Annotated in this window: 12 protein-coding genes; 10 read left to right on the top strand and 2 right to left on the bottom strand. The window is 65.7% G+C overall.

Annotated elements, in window-relative coordinates; all coding sequences use genetic code 11:
• Positions 1–5 precede the first annotated feature (5 nt).
• The 8 genes from ACNF49_RS44130 (at position 6) to ACNF49_RS44095 (ending at position 12,395) form a co-directional block, all read left to right on the top strand.
• Complete coding sequence (locus ACNF49_RS44130; RefSeq protein WP_482941449.1) at positions 6–2,618, top strand: phospholipase D-like domain-containing protein; 2,613 nt, start codon at positions 6–8, stop codon at positions 2,616–2,618.
• 367 nt (positions 2,619–2,985) lie between these two features.
• Positions 2,986–4,197, top strand: a complete 1,212-nt coding sequence (locus ACNF49_RS44125) for a hypothetical protein (RefSeq protein ID WP_482941448.1) — start codon at positions 2,986–2,988, stop codon at positions 4,195–4,197.
• Positions 4,198–4,208: 11 nt separating this feature from the next.
• Positions 4,209–4,760 (top strand): hypothetical protein, encoded by a 552-nt coding sequence (locus ACNF49_RS44120; protein WP_482941447.1) that lies wholly within the window; start codon positions 4,209–4,211, stop codon positions 4,758–4,760.
• Positions 4,757–5,428 (top strand): hypothetical protein, encoded by a 672-nt coding sequence (locus tag ACNF49_RS44115; RefSeq protein ID WP_482941446.1) that lies wholly within the window; start codon positions 4,757–4,759, stop codon positions 5,426–5,428. The genes ACNF49_RS44120 and ACNF49_RS44115 overlap by 4 nt, the downstream gene beginning before the upstream one ends.
• Complete coding sequence (locus tag ACNF49_RS44110) at positions 5,425–8,589, top strand: coiled-coil domain-containing protein (protein WP_482941445.1); 3,165 nt, start codon at positions 5,425–5,427, stop codon at positions 8,587–8,589. Before ACNF49_RS44115 ends, ACNF49_RS44110 begins: the two co-directional genes overlap by 4 nt.
• A 617-nt stretch (positions 8,590–9,206) precedes the next feature.
• Entirely contained in the window at positions 9,207–9,968 is a 762-nt protein-coding gene (locus ACNF49_RS44105) for a protein kinase domain-containing protein (protein WP_482941444.1), read from the top strand.
• A gap of 76 nt (positions 9,969–10,044) precedes the next feature.
• Positions 10,045–11,073, top strand: a complete 1,029-nt coding sequence (locus ACNF49_RS44100) for a hypothetical protein (RefSeq protein WP_482941443.1) — start codon at positions 10,045–10,047, stop codon at positions 11,071–11,073.
• A gap of 221 nt (positions 11,074–11,294) precedes the next feature.
• Entirely contained in the window at positions 11,295–12,395 is a 1,101-nt protein-coding gene (locus tag ACNF49_RS44095) for an integrase core domain-containing protein (protein ID WP_482941442.1), read from the top strand.
• A 126-nt stretch (positions 12,396–12,521) separates the two neighbouring features.
• Here ACNF49_RS44095 and ACNF49_RS44090 read toward each other — a convergent pair.
• Positions 12,522–13,765, bottom strand: a protein-coding gene (locus tag ACNF49_RS44090) for an IS3 family transposase (protein ID WP_482939697.1) whose coding sequence is annotated in 2 segments (ribosomal slippage) — positions 12,522–13,483 and positions 13,483–13,765 — 1,245 coding nt in all. Because the reading frame shifts where the segments join, the coding sequence is not laid out codon by codon here.
• A gap of 138 nt (positions 13,766–13,903) precedes the next feature.
• Positions 13,904–15,103, bottom strand: a complete 1,200-nt coding sequence (locus tag ACNF49_RS44085) for a hypothetical protein (protein ID WP_482941441.1) — start codon at positions 15,101–15,103, stop codon at positions 13,904–13,906.
• Positions 15,104–15,680: 577 nt separating this feature from the next.
• On the opposite strand from ACNF49_RS44085, the gene ACNF49_RS44080 reads away from it, so the two are divergent.
• Together ACNF49_RS44080 and ACNF49_RS44075 are read left to right on the top strand one after the other, a co-directional pair.
• Positions 15,681–16,103 carry a hypothetical protein gene (locus tag ACNF49_RS44080; RefSeq protein ID WP_482941440.1) on the top strand — a complete coding sequence of 141 codons (423 nt, stop codon included), beginning with the start codon at positions 15,681–15,683 and terminating at the stop codon, positions 16,101–16,103.
• Positions 16,104–16,270: 167 nt separating this feature from the next.
• Positions 16,271–17,338 carry a hypothetical protein gene (locus tag ACNF49_RS44075; protein WP_482941439.1) on the top strand — a complete coding sequence of 356 codons (1,068 nt, stop codon included), beginning with the start codon at positions 16,271–16,273 and terminating at the stop codon, positions 17,336–17,338.
• Positions 17,339–17,345 lie beyond the last annotated feature (7 nt).

The following is a 17,345-nucleotide window of genomic DNA, read 5'->3' as shown; positions in this document are numbered from 1 at the left end:
CATTGGTGGATCTAGAACTCGCCTCCCCGCTGACGCTCCTGATGGAGGAGGAACGGTACGGAGACAGGCAGGCCGAGGAGGCTCTGTTCCTGAGCTTCACCACCGATCTCGGCTTCTTCGAGACGGTCGCGCTGGGTGTCGCCCAGGCGTCCGGGGCGCGGGTGAGCCTGGTCGGCGACGCCGCGATGTGCACGATCGACCCAAGAGCCGTACGCCGTGCCGGACGTGCCTACCTGCCCGGCCAGGCTGTATGCGGCGGAGCCTTCCACCCCAAGCTGATGGCGCTGGTGGGCCCCCACCGGGCCACTGTCGCCATCGGCTCCGGGAACGCCACACTCGCCGGCTGGCAGGCCAACGCGGAGTTGTGGACCGTGCTGCGGGCAGACCGGCACCACGTCCCAGGCCTGTTCAGTGAGCTCGCGTCGTGGCTGTCAGGGCTGCCGGATCGGGTTCGGTTCTCCCGGGGCGTGCCGGAGGCGCTGCGCCGGGTCGCCGCCGGTCTCGCGGCGCTGCGCGAGCGGGCCGAGGTCCTGCATCCCCAGCTCCGACTGGTGTCGTCCAGCGAACGGCCCATCACGGACCAGCTCCCCGCAGGACCGGTCGACGAGCTCGCAGTGTGCGCGCCGTTCCACGATCCCGGTGCCGTGACCCTGCGCCGCCTGGTCGAGCGAATGCGGCCGCGGCGGCTGATCGTCAGCTTTCAGCCCGGTTTCACCGAGCTCGACGGCCAGGCGCTCGCCGATCTGGTCACCGAAGTCGATGCCGATGTCCGCCTCGACGATGAACCCCGCTACCGGCACGGCAAGCTCATCGAATGGGTGGTCGAAGGCCGCCGGTACGCACTGACTGGGAGTCCTAACCTGTCGGCCGCTGCGCTGTCCAGGTCCCTGGAAAGCGGAGGCAACTGCGAACTTGGCCTCATCGCGCCGATCCATGCCTCCCGCATGCCCAAAGGCGCGACCGTGCCCGCCGCCGATCTACGGCCGCTGAAGTTCTCGATCCGCCCGAGCAGAGAACGGAAAGGCGCGCTCCTGCTCGGTGCCACCCGGGTCGAGCAGGGGCTGCACGTCATGTTCGCGAGCACGCTCCGCACCGCCGGATATTTGGAGCTGTCCGCCGCCGCGTCCCCGCCCGAGACGTGGGAGCGCGTCGGCGAGGTGCCCCCTGGCGTCGCCGAGGTCCTGCTGACACAGGCCGCCGACGGCGGCAGTCGGCTTCGCCTCGTCACCATCCTGGACGGCCAGTCACGTCTCAGCAACGTCGTCTTCGTCGTCGACCCCCTCCGCGCGCAGAACCGGCATGGTCTACGCGATACTCCCACGCCAACGACCAGGCCCGGCCAGCTGTTCGCCAATGAGCAACTGGCCAGTAAGTTCCTCGCCGACCTCAGCACACTCGCCACCACGCTGACCCGGCCTCCTGCTTCGACCGCCGCGCTCTCGGCTGCACCGCCCGCCGAGACCGCGCGTGCAGGGGTCGTCCCCGATCGATCCGGTGGCGGATGGGCTGCCTACCTTGACGAATGCGCCGGACGTTTCGGAACGCCTCTGCTGCGTTTCGCCCTCGGACTGCCCGCCCTCCCGGCCGAACAAGAAACTGCTTACGAGGAACTGCTGCCGGTGTCCTGGGACGAGCAGTTCGCTGACGACGCCGACGCTGGACTCGACAACGACGACCCCGAGACCGTGGCCGACCCGCCGACCGCCGTCACGCGGCCTCCCGACCTGCGCACAGCCGGCGCCGCAGTACGCCTTCGCTACCAGCGGTGGGCCGACCGCCTTACCCAGGTCGCGCCGACACTGGAGCTGCCGGAGCGGATGCTCGTCACCAGGCTCCTGCTCTGGACCGCCGCGGCGGGCGCATGGGACCGCGACGACCACGCCTGGCTCGGCCTCCTGGCAGGCGCCGTACGTGAACTGGGTGCCGGCACGCCTCCCGCCGAGGTGGAACCGCAGGTAGGCAGCCTGGCGGCGATCGGTCTCGCAGTGCTCCGCGCCCACGCGCCCCGCCACGTCAGCACCGCCACCACGGTCGCCTTCAACCGATCCGCCGCTGTCGTGGACCACCTCCTTCCCGCCGCTGAACCCGAATACGTCGAGCAGTACTGCGAACTGCTGCGGGAGGCGTTCGGTCCGACGTTGAGCCCGGAGGCGGTGCTAAAGCTCGCCGCCGAGATCGTCCAGGCCGACCCTCACGATGAGGCTGTGCGCACGCTCGCAGAGCAGGGTCGCGACGTGCACCGGCACGGTGAACGCCTGCTGCACGTCACCGGCGCCTTCGGCAACGCACGGCTCGTTGCCCTCCAAGCTGTCGCGGCAGCCCAGGCATCTGACCTCGTCGGCGCCTGGGCCACCACATCCGGCGGCAGTTGGGCGCTCGTTGTCTGGCGTCGGCCGGATCTCTTCACCATCGAGGCCGGGCCACGCACCTTGTGGCGTCACTACCGGCTCACCGGTCTTCGCGATCCACGCAGCCTAGCCGCTCAGCGCAGCTTCGACGGCGCCCCGACGGTGTCACACGGCCCGCTGCGGGGGCCGTTCCCCGAGGCACTCGCTGTGCTGGCGGATCTGAACCTACCTCCTGATCCCCGACCTCCACATGACTGCACTTGGGGCTGAGCGCCGTGCGCCAACGACGTCCTTCCTGGTAGGCAGTTCACTGTCGACATATGCCGATCCCTGCACGACTTAGATTGTTCTCACGGGGAAATTGCGGATGCCTGACATGTGGCGGTTTGTGGTAGTTGGACACTATTTGTAGCTGTTAGGATCGGTTGTCCTTTAGTGGATGTCCGGCAGCTTCGCACGCAAAGCAGGTACATCCTGTTCGCTTTGCAGGGCTGTTCAGAAAAGCGCGCTTACAAGCTCAATCGCGAGACATCTTGTTTGTTCCTATGCCTAAACTTGGACGCCGCGCCGCGCCGCGCCCCGCGTCGGCGCCGAGCGCAATGAGGTCCGTGCATGGCCGGAGACAGGAGCGATCGCGTTGACCGACCCGCCAGAGCTGACCTTGGACAATCTCGCCGGTGAGGCAGCGGTGCTGCGGGTCTACCGCCAGATCTTCGCGGTGCTCGCTCGTGAGGCCGGAGCGATGATCGTGGACTCGAGCACGATCGGTGTTGATGAAGCAATCTTGGAAGCCTTCGCCGAGGCGGGCAGCGAAGGCCTGACCGCGGAACAGGCGGTCGCCGCCTGCCGACAATGGGGCGCTCAGATAGCAGGGCGGCGGTTCGAGGTTCTACGTGAGTACGGCGCGATCAACAAAGTCGTTGACCGGCTGAATGAGCGGTACCACAGGGCAGCGTTTGCGCCTTATGTGATGCTGCTGTTCTTGCGGCGTATGGCAGAACAGGGCGGCCAGTCGGAACTACACCAGCTCCTGACGCTGGAGCAATTGAACGTCAAGAGCACCAACGCCACATCCGCCGACGGCGCAGCCTCGGTGCGCCGGTTGACCAAGGTGTTCCGGTTACTGGGTAATGAACTTGCCATCCTGGCAGCGGGCAGCACAGCCGAGACACTCGGCGACAACGCCCAACTCCTGTGGGGTAACGAGTCGCTTATTGGCCAGGCCAAGGACGTCCATGCTGTCGTGCTGGGTAGATGGCCCGAACTCGATCGCAATTGCGCGGAACTCCGGGTCGCGCTCGCCGCCTACGCGGATGCGATCGACGCGGCGGCGGGCCGTCTGCTCGCGCAAGCAGGCACCACTCGCGCGTTGGGCCTGCTTCCGGTGGAAGCATGGCGTACCTTCGGCCGCGATTCGAGCCCCAAGGCGCTAGCCGCGGTGCTCGACCGGTTCGTCTTCGATGCGCCCGCGCCCTGGTTCTCACCACAAGCGCTGATCGAGGCAGTGGAAACGGGACGCCAGATCAGCACGGCGCGGGTTCCGCCTCCCCGCTCGGACGACACCGAGCTGGAACCTGAGGCCGATGCTGGTATCGCTGATGACGTGGAGGAACTCAAGGCCATCGCGGAGCGACTGCTAACGCACTCGGACTCGGTGAGCGTTGTCGATGTGCTGGATGACGCTGGTGACTGGATGTCCGCACGTCGCGTGCTCGCCGAGGTCACCGCCATTCATCACCACCCTGACCTCGACTACGAACTCGTGTGGCGGGACGGCGTACGGATCGAGGTGGCGGCCAGCCCGTCCTGGACGTCGCATGGGCGCTTCCGGCGCAGTAACCGGGCGTGAGGAGGCGCGGGGTGAACGAGGCGGAAACGGCACTGTGGTGGGCGCGCGTCCGCGCCGCCGGCCCGCAGCGCGTAGCACCGAGCAGTGCCTTCCCGGCGGGAACGCAGCGCCTAGTCGAGCCGGATGCCACGGCGGTGTGGCTGCTGGCCGTGCTTCCCGAGGGGGCGAGACCGAGCGTGTCGGAAGAGTTGGGACTGCCTGTGCTTGCCGTCGAACAACCCAACGACACGGCGCGCGTGCTCGCCGCGTGCCTGCGCTGCTGCTGGGCGGAACCGACCGGACCGATTTGGCCAGGGACGCCCGCGTCTAAGGATGAGGTGGCAGCGGTGTTCGTGGAGATCACCAACCGGGACGAGGCCGCCTCCAACCGAGCCTTGCTCGCGGCGCTCCGCCGCCTGGCTGGCGCCGCCTGGATCCTGTGGAACGAGCCCGGTCAGACGGTGCGGCTCGGTCCGCGTGTCGCGGTGTGGGGATCAGCGGATCTCAGCGCCCTGCGCGAGCTAAGGCGGATGTTGCCCTCCCCCGCCGACACCGGCCGCAGCGACGCGGGAGGGCTGCGATGACCGGCGCGAACGCGGCGCATCCGGTATTCGAGCCGATCCTCGCCGACCTGAGCGAACAGCACCGCGACGAAGTCCTGGCCGCATTTGCGGCGGTGGAACACAGCGCCCACCCGGTGCCTGAGGTACAGATGCTGGCGTTGCGGGTTGCTACCCTACGCCGGGACCTTCAGCGGCTGTTGCATCGAGTAGGACGGACGCTGGTGCCGGTGGGAGACGCGCAGTGGACGTCGGGGTACCGCGACGACATCGCCGCCGAACTGACCGCCGCAGGCTGGAACGCCCTCCCGGTCATCGATCGGGCCGTGCTCGTGCTGGTGTTAATTCACTCGGTCGCGATTCCCCGTAGCCAGGGCATACTGTCCGGCGACTCCTGGGTCTCCGCGCAACCGACGCCGGCCGATGAATTGCTTCGCTACGCACAGCTGGGAAAGGGCGACGTTCGTGCCGCTCTGCAGAGGTTGCGTGCCGCTGGACTCGTGCAGCTCGCGCCTACTCGTGGACAAGGTTCCGTCGGCGGGTCTGCCTACTTGCCCGGTCCCCAACTTCACCGGCTGACACCTGTGGCACGTCGAGCGTTGCAGCAAGAGCTGATACTGGCCGCCGCACCGCACAGCCCGCTGGCTGCCGCGATACGAGCACGCCGCGCACATCCCCGAGGAGAACGGTGAGCACAGCCGGAACCTGGTCTGCGGCGGGCGGCGATTCAGGCCCGTTTGACGTAGTCGGCGAGCGGGTGTTGGTCGGCGTCCAAGTGGTCAACATCTCCCGGCTGTCCACACACCCCGTACCGATGGTCAGCCAGGGCCTGGTCACGGTCGCGGGCCAAGGCCCGAAGGACTCCAACGGCGCCGGGAAGTCCTCACTGATCGCCGCGGTGAGCCTGCTGCACGCTGATGAGCAATGGCGGCTGGCCAGTGGCGCTGCCGGGGCCGCGGAGCTGTTGTTCACCGCCGAACTTGCCGCGCAGGAAGGCCGCTGGTCCAACGTCGACTGGGGATATGTGATCGGCGTGTTCGCCGACCCCCGCGCTGACACGGCCGACGAGCTGTCGGCCAGCGCCCTGACCGTGTGGCTGCGGATCAATCGCAAAGCATCGCACGTACACCTGCGCTGGCAGGACGGCCTCTATGTCCCCTACGGGGCGACTGAGTCAGAACGTGCCGCAGGAGCTGACGCATTGTGGGATGCGCTCCCGACCAGTAACGGACGCACCGACTTTCACGCGAACCGGCTCGCGCCTGTCCTGTACGGCAGACACGTGCGGTGCGTGTCCTTCCTGTCGACCTCGGTGCGTTCCAGTCCAGCGGCCAACCTGCTCGCCCAACCTCTCAACGACCTGGACCCACGCAGGATCTTCGACGCCATCGCCACGCTGACCGGGTTGGATCGCGAACTCGAACAAGAGCAGGCCCTCAGGTCGGCTGAGCACACTCACCGCACCGACGTTCACGACGCGGTAAGAGATCTCGATAGCTGGGAAGACGAAATGGCGGTCGTTGAGGCCGGCATCGCCCTGCGCGGCGAAGCTCGTCACCTATTGGGCAATGCGAGCGCGTCGTGGCAAGCCCGCTGCGCCCGGCGCTTCCTCGACGGGGTCACACGCATCGACGAGATTCGTTTCGAACTCAGCGCGCTGGACGTCCGTGCCGCAGAACTGCAGACACAGTTGTCCACCGTGGATGGCGACCTTTCAGGGCTGACCGACGACGAGGAGTTCAATCGGAACTTCCGCGAAGTCGAAGGGCGCTGGAAAGAACTCAGTGGGCGTGACCAGCGCCTGGACACCGAACATCAGGTCGCCGCCCAGAAGTTGGAAGACCTGGACACGAAACATCGGAAGCTCTGGGATGAGGCCCGCGCTGCTGACGGACGCAGCGTTGAGATCGCGCAGGCTGAGGAGGCCGACGCTCACACGGCCGTCGAACAAGCGCTCGGGGCCAGGGGAGTCGCCGAAGATGCCGAGAAACGAGCGAGCGCACTGCTGGCCGCCGCCGAATCCGGTGAGGACGTCGCCGCGGACGAACTACAGGTGCTACGCAAGGAGGGTATCCCCGCCGCCGCGCTGTTGGACGTCGTCCAACTTAACCCCGACCAGCGACGTAGTTGGGAGCCCCGCCTCGTGCCCTATCGCGGTGCCGTCGTGGTCCCACGCGGGCTCGCTGACAAAGCCCAGGAGAAACTCACGGGGCGGCCAGGGGCGGCGACGCTGGTTATCGCCGACCCGCCTCGCCCGCACGCGCCCACCCACAGCACCAGCCTGCCCGCGAGCGCAGATAAGAGGTTCGACCTCACCACGTTCTTGACCGCGATCGTTGACCGGGCGGGCACCCAACCCGCGGAGGTCGACGTGGCCGCCGGGGTAATCGTGGTGGGCGAGTTCGCAGAACCACTCACTGGCCGAGCCGCGCGTATCGCCTCGGCCCGCGCTGAACATCGCGCGAAGGCCGATCTTCTCTCCGAAGCCAACAAGCTCCTCGCCACGGCCCGGCACACGCTGTCCCGAGCCACAATCCGTACCGAAGCAGCCGTGGCCGGTGAAGAAGCGGACGCGACCGCGCTGGAGATGTCCGAACTGCGGAAGGCCAACCGGAAGAGAGAGGAACGACGAGATGCGCTGAAGCCCGTGCTGGACGCCGCCCACCTGGCCTATGCCGACGCGCTGGGCGCGGGGAAAGCACGCAAGGAACGGATCGAGAACCTGCGCGGCGCCAGACGCCGTTTTGAGGGTGAGCTTACCGAGCAGGACAAAAGCAAGACGAAGCTCATCGATGAGCGGCTGGCTCTGGACCTGCCTGGCCGCGAGGCTGCCTGGGGAGACTCACCCGAGTCCGCGCACCGGTTTCTGCTGGCCCTGGACACCGAGCAGCAGGCCCGTACCACCGCAGCGTGGAACGAGGAGACCTGCTATCAAGTCAACGAGGTTGTGCGACGGTGCTTCCCCGAGGGCACACCACACGACGAGATGCCCGCCGAGATCCGGGAACTGCTCATCGAACAACGCTGGCAACACGGCGGACTGGACACTCGAGTCGGACTGGTTCCCGCGCTCATCCGCGCGCTACGTACCCACCTGACCCAAACCGAACAGCACGACCTTTACCAGCAGCAGCAAATCGCCATCCAGCGTACACAACGCACCGGTGACCTGGAGGCGGCTCGGCGAGGCTTGAGCGAAGCTGAGCAGACCTCCCGTGCGCACCGGGCTTCGCTTGCCCTGGGAATCAAGGCCAGGCTCAAAAAAGTTAGCGAAGAATTCGATCGCCTTGACCAGCGATACGGCGGCTACGGGGCGAGCCTGGACTACCCGGAACCCGAGCCGCCCGCAGAGCCTGATCGGCCGTGGCGATGGACCGTTACACCAAAGTGGCGGCGCGCTGAGGGACAACGGATGTCGGGCTACAACCTTCGCAGCAACACCGCCCAAATGGACGAGAAGGCCGTCAAACTGGTGTGCGCCGCCGCGCTTGCTGGAGGAGGCAGTCGCCCCTTGCTGCTCGTCCTCGACGAACTCGGCCGCAACCTCGGCAAGGAGCATCGCCGTGAGGCGGTCGCGCTGTTCGAGCAAATCGGGAAGGACCGCAACATTACCGTGATCGGTGCACTACAGGATGACATGGAGCGCTACGCCATCGAGGCAACTGGGCTCTACATCAAACTCCGTCGCCGCTCCGACAGCATGGCCTACAACGAAGCACCTGTCATCGTTGGAGACGAAACTAACCGCGCCCGCGTCGAACTACTCCGGGAATGGTTGACCTCCTACCGCCCTGCCGCGGACATCGCCGACGATGAGTCCGACGAGAACAACTCGAATGAGGGCGCGGCATGACCGATTCTTCTTACCCAACAGGGGAATTCCCCATGCCTGGCCACCCCGGCGTGCCCGAGGGACTCCGCGCCTACGCGCAGCCAACACACCCCGATGGGACCTTCGACCATGACCGAGCCGGCCGGCCCAAAGTCCGGCGAGTACACCTACGCGCGCACCCGCCCACGCCACCAAAGCGGCCAGACGGACTCGTCAACAACGCCGACTGGAACTGGGCCACCAGCGCGCCTCGCCGATGGAACACCGTCACGACCAGACTCGATGATCGTGCCGATGACGTGGCGCTCGCCTTGGCCCGAGCAGGATGCGTTGGCCTCGAACACGACTACCGATCAGGCACAATCTGTCATCCACCCCGAGGCTGGGCCCCTAATCCTGACCTGCGGGCGGCCCGGCAAGAGCAAAACAGTCAGCGCGCTGCCCGCCGGGCCGCTCAGGACGACGAGGCATGCCGTCTCGCTGCAGAGCTCACCCACTATCCCGCCGCCGCGCCACTGGTAGCCCTGCTCAGAGCACAACGGGACGGGCCGTACCGTGACCATGTCATCGAGGCAGCCCGTGCCTTCCCTACCGACGACGCCACGACCGACACACTCGGGGCAGCGCCGTGGGCCGCTGTGCACTGGCTCAAGCGCGGAACGAAGGCGGACTACAACAGGGACCACGAGCCGCTCGCTGAAGGTGGTCAGGGCGCTGTCTACAGCGGTTCGCATAAACACACTTACATTCCCATTGCGCTGAAGCAACTCCGCTACAGCGATGAAGACGCCCTACACCGCATGCGCCGCGAGATCTCCATCGGGCACCTCTATGGAGAGCACTCAAACGTCATGCCGGTCCTGGACTCCGACCCAGACGGGCGGTGGTTCGTCATGCCGCTCGCGAACGGCAGTGCCACCAGTCACGCGGAACGCCTACGGCGCGAAACAGGTGCCCTCCGGGAGCTCGTCATAGCGGTCTGCAAAGGACTGCGCCTCCCACACGCCGACGGCAGGATCCACCGCGATATTAAGCCAGCCAACGTCCTGCTCCTCAACGGCAAGTGGGTTGTAGCGGACTGGGGGCTAGGCAGACAGCCCCGAGGGGAAACTAGCATTCCGCGCCGAACTCGGACCGGCACCGGCTTCGGCTCCGAGGGATTCGCCGCACCGGAGCTGTCGTCCGGAAACCCCCACAACGTTACGGCCGCTGCCGACATCTACAGCATCGGGCGGCTCATCGCAGCCATCCTGACTGGGGAACGACCGGAGCAGAATCTCCCGTTGCTGCCCGCCAGGGGACCATGGGTAGCCGCAGTGACGGAGGCTACTCACCACAGGCCAACCGACCGGCCACAAGACGTGGACGAATTCCTCCGCTTGCTCAAGGACATCCCGTGACCGTTCCCTCGCCCGTCCCAGCACTGCCAGGCACAGAAAATTTTGGTCCACCTCAGCTGAAAGGATCATGTTGTCGATGGTGCGCATTGCGCTCGAGCCATACTTCCTGCACCAGGACCAGGTCCAGTCCCTCCTCGGTAAGCAGCGGACGGAGTCCGCACGGGCGCGGGCGGCCCGCAGGAGCGATCCCGAGGCAGCGCTGCCCTACGTGCTCGCCGCAGAACTCGCTGAGGCGCTCTCCTCGCTAGGAGTCGGCGAACTGGCGAGGCATGTATTGGAGCAGGACCTACGTGTGGGGCAAGTCGTCGGCACCGAACTGGAGTTTGCGTTCCAGCGAGACCGGGGCCGCGACGCCCCAGGCTTCAAACCCGCGAGCTTCGCAGCGGTGCTCGACGCGGGCGACCCGGTGCACGTCATCGGGACTTTTAACGCGGCAAGAATCGCCAGTTCCTCCGCGCCCGGTAGCCTCAGCGGGAACAGGCAGGTCTACCTGATCGGGACGGTCACCAATCTAGGTGCAGAGCGAATCGAGCTCAGGCCGGTCTTCATCGGAATCAGATCATTCGTCGATGACGACCTTGCCGCCGGAGGCCCAGCGCCGGGAGCGCGGGTTTACCCCAGCGAGATCAGCCAGTTCAGCGGGATCGACTTCGCCTCTCCCTTCACTGAGGCCGAGGGCAAAGCGGTCCTCCGTGTGCCGGAGAACACAGTGAAACGCGCCTTTGCCGGGCTGGTCGGCGAGTCGTACGTTCCGAAGGACTGGGGTGGCGAGCGCTCCGACCTCTATACGTCACGAGTGTTCGCCCGCGGGCGCCAAGTGTCGGCTGCGTGGTTGTTCAAAGGACCGGGCTTCCCTCGCGCGATGGACGTCAAGGCCCTGGGCAAGAACGGTGACCAGATCGACCGGCTGTTCACCGAGCCCGCGGAGCTACTCGCTCTGCAGCACTGTCATCAGATCAAGCCGAGCGTGGTTGGCATGATGGACGCCTACGCCCACGACGTCCGGCACCCCCGTTTCTACATGATCATTGACGGAGCCGATACCGGACGCATACTGAGGTCTCTGGGCCTGCTCCCGGTAACCCCGGCACGTCCGCCTTTGTAGAACCAAAGGAACAGGAGCCTGGCCTTCCCCTCGGCCTTCCTGGGAACCGTGCAATTCCTGATCGGAGCCGTGGTGCTCCCTCTGATCTCCGGTGACGGTGCCACCGCCATCACACGGCCCTGCGCCTGCCGATAATGTCATCCGGCCAGTTCATGGCCTTGCTGGAGATTACCTGATGCATGTGATCTCCAGCCGCTCGGAGTGCGGCATGATGATCGTCTGTGCTCTTTCGTCTGGCCTATCTCGCCGTCACCAACACCTTCGCCGCGCTGCGGCTGCTGCCGATGGGCGATCGGAACAAGGACGTCGAGATCCTCGCTCTCCGCCATCAGATCGCCGTTCTCGAACGGCAGCTCGGCGTCGGCACCAGGGTGAGATTCGCTCGCGAGGACCGTGCCTTCCTCGCCGCTCTGCTGACATCACTGCCCCGCGAGGTGCTGCGCCGGCTGCGGCTCATCGTCCGCCCGGACACTGTCCTGCGTTGGCACCGCGATCTCGTCAGGCGGCGGCACGCCCGTATCAGTAAGCCCAAGCGACCCGGGCGCCCGCCCACGGTCCGCTCCATCCGTGCTCTCATCCTGCGCCTGGTCCGGGAGAACCCGTCTTGGGGATATCGGCGGGTGCACGGTGAGCTGGCCACGCTCGGTATCACGGTCGCGCCCTCCACTATGTGGGAGATCCTCAAGCAGGAAGGCGTTGATCCTGCTCCTGAGCGGGCGTCGGCCACCTGGGCCGACTTCCTGCGTTCCCAAGCTGATGCGCTGCTGGCCTGCGACTTCATCGAGACCGTCACTCTCACCGGGCAGCGCCAGTACATCCTGGCCGTCATCGAGCATGCCAGCAGGCGCGTCCGCGTGCTGGGCACCACTGCCCGCCCGACCGCGGTCTGGGTCGTCCAGACGATGAAGAACCTCGTGATGGACCTGGAAGATGCCGGCTGCCGGGCCCGCTATCTGATCCGCGACCGAGACGGGAAGTTCCCCGCGCTCATGGACGAGATTCTCGCCGAGGCCGGCATCCGGAGCGTGCTCACCGGGATCCGGGTGCCGCGGATGAACGCGGTCATGGAGCGGTGGGTGCAGTCGTGCCGCCGCGAACTGCTCGACCGCTGCCTGCTGTGGAACGAGCACCACCTGCGGCACGCCCTGCGTGAGTACGAGCGGTTCTACAACGAGCACCGCGCTCACCAAGCCCTGGACCAGGCAGCCCCGCTGCGCACCCTCCCGGACCCGATCATGGATCCGACGCGAATCACTGAGCTGAGCGTACGCAGACGGGACCGACTCGGCGGGGTCCTCCACGAGTACTCACATGCCGCTTGAACTGCATGGATGGAATTATCGGCAGGCGCAAGCACGGTAGAACAGCATCTGAGGCCCCTGGTGGTGGCGGACGTGATTGTGGTGATCAACCCGTCTACCTGAATCGCCCCGACTTTGATGGAGACCTCAACGGTTGATTCCGGCGGGTTCGCTGGGTTGGTGTTGAGCGTAGTAGAGAGCCTCGTACTCCTCTGGTGGCAGGTGTCCGATCGCTGAGTGCAGGCGGGTGGCGTTGAACCAGTCGACCCATTCGGCGGTGGCCAGCTCGACGTCGGCCAGGCTTCGCCAGGGCCCTCGGGGCTTGATCAGCTCGGTCTTGTAGAGGCCGATCTGTGATTCCATCAGGGCATTGTCGAGCGCGTCGCCGACGGTGCCGATGGAGGCGTCGATCCCGGCTGCCAGCAGATGCGTGGTGAACCGGAAAGACGTGTATTGACTACCGGCATCGCTGTGGTGGATCAGCCCCGGCTCGACCGGCCGACCGATGCGCTCGCGCCGCCACAGGGCCATGTCCAGGGCGTCGAGTACGAGCGTGGTGTGCTTGGTCAGCGAGGCGGCCCACCCGACGACGGCCCGGGAGTAGACGTCGACGACGAAGGCGACGTAGACGACGCCGCACCAGGCGGCCACGTGCGTGAAGTCGGCCACCCAGGCGGCGTTCGGCCGAGTCGCGGTGAAGTCGCGCTGGAGCCGGTCGGCCGCTCGCTCGTGGCCGGGGTCGGCGATGGTGGTGCGCACCTTTTTGCCGCGCCGGGCGCCATGCAGGCCGAGGGCGCGCATGCGCCGTTCGACGGTGCAGCGGGCCACCTGGTGCCCTTCGCGCTGGAGTTGATGCCAGATCTTGCGGGCGCCGTAGACGCCGTAGTTGGCGGCGTGGATGCGCTGAATGTGGGCGTCCAGTTCGGCGTCGCGCAGGGCGCGGGCCGAGGGTGGGCGGTTCTTGGCGGCGTAGTAGGTGCTGGTGGAGATGGGGCAGCCGTGTTCGGTCAGGACACGGCAGATCGGCTCGACACCGAACACATCGGCGTGCTGGTCGATGAAGGTCACGAGTGCGTGTGTGGCCGGTCGAGCTCGGCCGCGAAGAAAGCCGACGCGGCCTTCAGGATCTCGTTGGCGCGGCGGAGTTCGGCGTTCTCGCGGCGAAGCCGCTTCAGCTCGGCCGTCTCGTCGGTGGTGCGGCCGGGCCGGCTGCCCTCGTCGATCTGGGCCTGGCGGACCCAGGTGCGCAGTGTCTCCGCGGTGCCGATGCCGAGCTTGGTCGCCACCGCGTTGATCGTGGCCCACTCGGTCGGGTAATCCGGTCGCAACTCGGCGACCATCCGAACCGCTCGACGGCGCAGCTCGGCGGGGTAGGGAGACTTACCTGGCATGGACTCGATCCTCTCAAGAGATCAAGTCTCCACCGAAACCGGGGCGATTCAACCAGGGGTTTCGCCATGTCATCAGGCGAACGTCAACCTCGCGATCATGCTGTGATCAGCAACCCACCGCACGGGGATGAAAACGGCTCACTGCCTTCTGCCTCGAGTCTCACCCGCCGGCTGTCTCCTGTACCGTGCAAGCTGGTCGAATTGGTCCCGACGTTCATCGGCCGGCAGGCTATCTAAGAAGCGCCTCAGAGCCTCGTACAGTTCCATGGCCTCACGGCGCTTGCCCTGGCTATTTGCGCGTTTAATCATGTCGGCGAGGATGGATGCCTGGTTCTCGTGGACATCCACCGCGTTCGCCTTCTTCGATGGGCGAGTTTGGCTGCTGCTGGTTCCCTGGGCTTTCTTTGTCGGCTTCGGGGCCACTCTAGGCCCGCGGGTCTTTTGGCCCTTGCTCATTTGCTTGCGGGCCTGTATCTGCTGGCGTCGGGTGAGCTGGGGGATGAGTTCCTCCAACTCCGCTCGAAGGCTGCCCGATGTCGCGTCGTCGGAGGAGAGTTGCGCCTGCTTCACTTCTGCGAGCAGGGCGATCGCCTTATTCCAGAGAGAGTCTTGGGAAATCTGCTTCTCGACGACTTTCACTTCGGGTTCATCGTAGAACAGGGGTGATAAGTCTTGGGCGTGGATCGTCCAGGTGAGGCTGCGCTCGTCCGGTTGGCTGTCGGCGACGCAGAGCGCTGGGCCCACAATCTGATAAGGGCGTCCGATGCTCAAGCTGTTCGCCGCTCTGGGAAGCCTCACCTGAACGATCTCGACCGGAAGGGTGGCGACTGGGCAAGAGATTTCAGCATCGATGGTCTGACCATTCGAAGTTCGAGGCAGAACCGTCAGGAGGTTGGTACTCAACGGGAAGCCTGTGAGCTGCATCTTCGACCGGTACTGTTCCTGCGTGACCGGAGACGGTGACTTCACGTCTGTGCTGGGGCTTGGGGAGGTTGCTCGGCGGCGCATTTCGGCCAGCCGAGGGGTCCACAGGTGTCCCTTCTCATCGATCTTGCAGTCGGCGAGATCGACCCAGAGTGGAATTTTGCCGCCCTCCTTGAGTCCGATCTGGACGGTGCGATGAAGCCCTTCGTTCCGGCAGGTCACGGTGACCGCGTAGCCTGTTCGTTTGATCATCTGCCTGGCGAGGGTGATGTGTGGGGCAAACAGCCACTCGACCCTCTTTCGGCGCCGGTGGAGCTCCTGGTCGCGTTGCAGCCAGTAAGTTCTCGGATCCCTCCGCAGATCGTCGCGGAGAGCGACCGCGATCAGCAGGCCCGCGGTGGTCTCGATGGTCATGCCTGCACAGGTCCCGCCCTGGCGGGGCACAGTTCCTTCCAGTGTCACCGCCTTGACTCGATGACCGTGCCGTCTCAGCCATTCCATGAGTGCGCGCCTGATGTAAAGATGATCCGCACTCGCGTCGTCGTTGCTAGAGCGCCTGCAGTTGACGGGACCGTCTGAGCCTTCTGGATGATGAGCGAAGTGGGGCACCCGCGTGGACCCGATCCGGGTGTACAGCTCTCTTCCGCAACCTCCTAGCCATTCGCCGCAGAAGAACCGGCGTGTGCTGTAGTTCGACCGGAGAAGGATCGCGTCAGCCCGTTCGAAGGGCATCAGGATAGGCTCATGCGAATCGGGCGAGCCGAGCACTGCGGTTTGGACCTTGCGTTTATCCGTCATCAACACCAGCCCGGAGGACGCCCTGACAGTGCGGAAATACTACAAGATCAGGACAGCAGGGAACAGATCGCCTCACTTGTATTTGAGTGGTCGGTCCGACTCATGTCGATACCCCGCACATAATCCGCCCGGTGATGAGCTCTTCCTGCGACGCCCGGCGGCAGCCCGTTATCCTATATGCGGAGGCGATGTGATGTCTTTGTACGGTCGTGACGACGAGACCTGGGAGCAGCTCACAGAAGCCGGGCTGAAGTTTCTGATCGAACGCGCTCGGCTTGGCAAGACGACGTCGTACACGGAGTTGAACACCGTACTTGAGCGTCGAACCGGACTTTCTGGGTTCGACTTCGGCCGGCAGGACGACCGAGCGGCTATGGGGCATCTGCTCGGGCGAATCGTGGAGCAGAACCGTCCCGCGAGTGGTCTGATGATCTCGGCGCTGGTGATGTACCTGGGCGCGAACGACGCGGGCAGTGGCTTCTACGGCCTCGCCGCCGACCTCGGTCTCCTTCCGCGCAAACCGTCGACGCGGCAGAAGGAGGAGTTCTGGGTGAGCCAGCTGAACGGACTCTACGCCCATTACGCGCCCGCAGCGGGCGCCACCGGCTCTGTCTGAGCGGCATGCTGAGTGCGGATGGCGCTTGCCGTGGCAAGGACCGCTGGTGACGATGACGACGTGCTTGCAGTTCGCGCATCTGACTCGGTGCACGGCGTGTGAGACGAACTCGTACATGATCGGCTACGTGTTGGTTAGCGCGTGACCGCTCGTGGGGGGAGGGGATAGTGGCGATCAAGGACTCTGCTTTGAGGGGCTACCTCCTCGAAGAGTCGCTGGCCTGGCTGCTGCGCTCAAGCGGATACCGGCTGCTCGTCCACGAGAACCAGGACCCCGTTGAGCTGGTCACGGAAGGGGAGACGCTTCGGGTACGTGGACGGGGTGCGCTCCATCAAGTAGACGTCCTCGGGGAGTTCACGTTCACCCCGGCGTTCTCCATGCCCGTCCGGTTGTTCCTCGAGGCCAAGTACTACCAGGACCGATGCGGCCTGGAGATCGTACGAAATGCCCACGGCGTGGTGCACGACGTGAACGAAAACTTCATGACCGACCAGGGAAGAGGGCCGCGCCAGCGGTACAAGTACTCGTACGCCCTGTTCTCCGCGAGTGGCTTCACCGCGGACGCTCAGAAATACGCGCTCGCCCACCAGATCTCCCTGGTAGACCTCTCCGGCGCATCCTTCGCCTGGCTGCTCGGTCATATCGGAGCCACGGCGTCGACCTTGTGTGCGGCCCAAAAGCACCTGCCGAAGCCGTCGCGGTTTCCGGTGACCTGGATGCGTGCGGAACTGCGGCGCGCTCTGGGGACCTCGCCGCTGGAACTGTTGCCTCCCGCCGTTGTGGCAGGCGGAATGTTCAAGCGGGCGGCCAGTGCAGCGGTCACTGAGTTCGCCACTGTGCTGCGGCGGCGTAGCGAAGCCGAGTTGCTGCTGGGCTTTCCGTCCGCACCGTTCATTCTGCCGCTGGCTTCCGAGGATCATCGGCGGTTCCTGAAGTACGCCGAGGAGCGGCCGGACCATACGGTGCGGATCAGGCGGCGTGGCATGGGGGCTGCGGCGGAGTGGACCCTGTCACCTGTCGATGCCGTGGGCGCCTACGAGTTGACCTTCAAGCTGCCGGAGCACATTGAGGAGTGGATCAGCAGCATCGGGGAGAAGGAACGCCGTCGTACGGTACAGGTCAAGGAGAAGTTCCTGTCCGCGATCACGCTCTACCGGGTGAACGGCGGGGGAGTCCGCACCTACCAATTGCGGTATGAGTCCGGCTCGTTGTCCCGGTCCGGAATCGTCACGTAGACCAGGT

This window comes from Actinomadura sp. ATCC 39365 (genome assembly GCF_054392275.1).
This window is presented reverse-complemented; position numbering and strand designations above follow the sequence as displayed.

Excerpts from the sequence above, each read along its gene's own strand:
- ACNF49_RS44115 (WP_482941446.1), top strand. The coding sequence starts at position 4,757 with ATGACCGGCGCGAACGCGGCGCATCCGGTATTCGAGCCGATCCTCGCC.
- ACNF49_RS44100 (WP_482941443.1), top strand. The coding sequence starts at position 10,045 with ATGGTGCGCATTGCGCTCGAGCCATACTTCCTGCACCAGGACCAGGTC.
- ACNF49_RS44085 (WP_482941441.1), bottom strand. The coding sequence starts at position 15,103 with ATGACCATCGAGACCACCGCGGGCCTGCTGATCGCGGTCGCTCTCCGC.
- ACNF49_RS44080 (WP_482941440.1), top strand. The coding sequence starts at position 15,681 with ATGTCTTTGTACGGTCGTGACGACGAGACCTGGGAGCAGCTCACAGAA.